Annotated in this window: 1 protein-coding gene; it reads left to right on the top strand. The window is 72.1% G+C overall.

The window, feature by feature from the left end; genetic code table 11:
* A partial coding sequence (locus tag IE177_RS34520; RefSeq protein ID WP_190019439.1) for an SDR family NAD(P)-dependent oxidoreductase occupies nucleotides 1-3,219 on the top strand: 3,219 nt, incomplete at both ends.

The following is a 3,219-nucleotide window of genomic DNA, read 5'->3' on the forward strand; positions in this document are numbered from 1 at the left end:
GACTCGCATCCGCCGAAGACCTGACCAGCGCGCACCACTGGACCCGCCAGCTCCGCCAAGCCGTCCGCTTCCACCCCGCCCTCACCACCCTCACCGACCTCAACACCACCACCTACCTCGAACTCGGCCCGGACACCACCCTCACCACACTGGTCCGCGCCGGCACGGACGCGATCGCCATCCCACTCCTCCACCCCGACAAGCCCGAGCACCTCACCTTCCTCACCGCCCTGGCGACGGCTCACGCCCACACCGTCCACGTGGACTGGGCCACTCTCTACGCCCCGCACCACCCCACCACCGTCGACCTCCCCACCTACCCCTTCCAGCACCACCCCTACTGGCTCCACCCCACCCCCGCCACCACCGACGCCACCGACCTCGGCCAAGCCCCGACCAGCCACCCCCTTCTCGACGCAGTCGCCGAACTCCCCAACACCACTCAGCTGTTCACCGGCCGGCTCTCCCTCAGCGACCACCCTTGGCTGGCCGACCACACCGTGCTCGGCACCACGGTCGTGCCCGGCACGGCCATCCTCGACGTGGCCCTCCATGCCGCCGATCACACGGGGCACAATCACGTCGAAGAGCTCACGCTCCACGCTCCCCTCGTCCTGCCGGACCAGGCCGCGGTGCGGCTGCGTGTCACCGTTGATCCGTCCGAAGAGGCGGGGGACGACGGCCCCGAGCTGAGGCGGCTCGCGGTGCACTCGCAGCGGACGGGTGCCGAGCCCGGTACCGAGTGGACCCTGCATGCCACCGGCGTGCTGACCACCGTGCCGCCCGCTGCCGCCGGTGTGCTCCAACCGCTTGCCGGTGCGTGGCCTCCGCCGGGTGCGACAAGCCTCCCGGTCGAGGATGTCTACCCCGGCTTCGCCGACCTCGGTCTGCCCTACGGACCCGTCTTTCAGGGACTGCGGGCCGCCTGGCGTCACGGCGACGATCTGTACGCCGAGGTTCAGCTGCCCGAGGACGCCGACACCACCGGGTACGGGGTTCACCCGGCCCTTCTCGACGCCGCGCTCCATGCGACCGTCCTGACCGCGGAGGGCGAGGGCGGTCACGTGCCCCGGCTTCCCTTCTCCTGGTCCGGAATCACGCTGCATGCGATCGGCGCGAGCGGCGTACGTGTCCGTATCAGCCCGCGGGGGGCCGACACCGTCTCGGTCACCGTCGCCGACGCGACCGGTGCCGGAGTGATCTCCGTCGACGCGCTGACCGTCCGCGCCCTTGACACCCAGCGGATGGCGGGAGACGCACGCAGGCCTCCCTCGTACCGGGTCGAGTGGACACCACTCACCCTCAACGAGAGCGACCCGAGCGGTCAGGACGGCCAGGCCTGGGTCCTCGCCGGTCAAGTGCCCCCTGCCCTCCTCGACGGTCTGGAGGCGGACGGGACCGGTCACCGCACCGTTGCCGACCTGCCCACCCTTCTGGGTGCGGCAGACGACGAGCGCCCGCTGCCACAGACTGTCGTGGTGTGCCTGGGCGCCGGACCGGACGACGGGCCGGACCGGGGCGCGGGCGGGACGGCCGACGCATCCGTGCGGGCTCACCTGCTCACGGAGGAGCTGCGTCGGCTGGTCTCCCACTGGCTGTCCGACGAGCGCACGGGCTCGTCCCGGCTGGTCGTGGTGACCTGCGGCGCGGTGGCCGTGCACGCCGGCGAACGGGTGCGGGACGTCGCGGCGGGGGCGGCCTGTGGGTTCGTACGCGTGGCGCAGTCGGAGCAGCCCGGCCGCTTCGTGCTGGTCGACGTCGACGGCACTGCCGAGGCGGGGGCGTCGCTGGCGCGGGCGGTGGCCACGGGTGAGCCGCAGCTGGCGCTGCGGGAGTCGGGAGCGCTGGTCCCCCGGCTGGCCGTCGTCGACGACAAGGACGTGCTGGTCCCGGAGGGTACGGGGGCGTGGCGGCTCGATGTCACCGAGCCGGGCACGGTGGAGAACCTGGCCCTGGTGCCCTGCCCGGAGGGCGGGCAGCCGCTCTCCGAGGGGCAGGTGCGGGTCGCCGTGCGCGCCGCTGGGCTCAACTTCCGTGACGTGCTGATGACATTGGGCATGTATCCGGGCCCTGTGGCGATCGGCAGCGAGGGTGCCGGCGTGGTCGTGGAGGTCGGGCCGGGGGTTGCGGACCTGCGGCCCGGTGACCGGGTGATGGGATTGATGCGGGGCGCGATGGGACCGGTCACGATCGCCGACCGGCGGCTGCTGGCACCGGTGCCGGCCGGGTGGTCCTTCGCCCAGGCGGCGTCCGTGCCCATCGTGTTCCTGACGGCCTACTACGCCCTGGCGGATCTGGCGGAGCTGCGTGCGGGGCAGCGGCTGCTCATCCACGCGGCCACGGGCGGCGTCGGTATGGCGGCGACACAGCTCGCCCGGTACTGGGGTGCGGAGGTGTTCGGCACGGCCAGCACCCCGAAGTGGCCGGTGATGCGCGCGCAGGGCTACGACGAGGCCCATACGGCCGACTCGCGCACGCTCGATTTCGAGAGCGCCTTCCTCGACGTGACCGGCGGGACCGGCATGGATGTCGTGCTCGACTCACTGGCGCAGGAGTTCGTGGATGCGTCGTTGCGCCTCCTGCCTCGCGGCGGGCGGTTCGTCGAGATGGGCAAGACGGACGTACGGGACGGCGAGGAGGTGGCCGCGCGTCATCCGGGCGTGCTGTACCGGGCGTTCGACATGATCGAGGCGGGCCCGGAACGCATCTCCGAAATGCTCGCCGATCTGGGTGAGTTGTTCCGGCGGGGGGTGTTGCGGCCGCTTCCCGTGACGGCGTTCGACGTGCGGCGGGCTCCGCAGGCGTTCCGGCTGATGGGCCAGGCCCGGCACGTCGGGAAGCTCGTGCTGACCGTGCCGCCGCCGCTGGACCCGGACGGCACCGTCCTCGTCACCGGCGGCACCGGCACCCTCGGCGCCATCACCGCCCGCCACCTCATCACCCGACACGGCGCCCACCACCTCCTCCTCACCAGCCGACGAGGACCCAACGCCCCCGGCGCCACCCAACTCCACCAAGAACTCACCCAACTCGGCGCCCACATCACCATCACCGCCAGCGACACCAGCGACCCCCACCAACTCGCCCACCTCCTCGCAAGCATCCCCGCAGAACACCCCCTCACCGCCGTCATCCACACCGCCGGCACCACCGACGACGCCACGCTGACCAACCTCACCCCCGAACAACTCCACACCGTCCTCCAACCCAAAATCGACG

The sequence above is a fragment of the Streptomyces lucensis JCM 4490 genome, from assembly GCF_014650035.1.
GTDB lineage: Bacteria > Actinomycetota > Actinomycetes > Streptomycetales > Streptomycetaceae > Streptomyces > Streptomyces lucensis.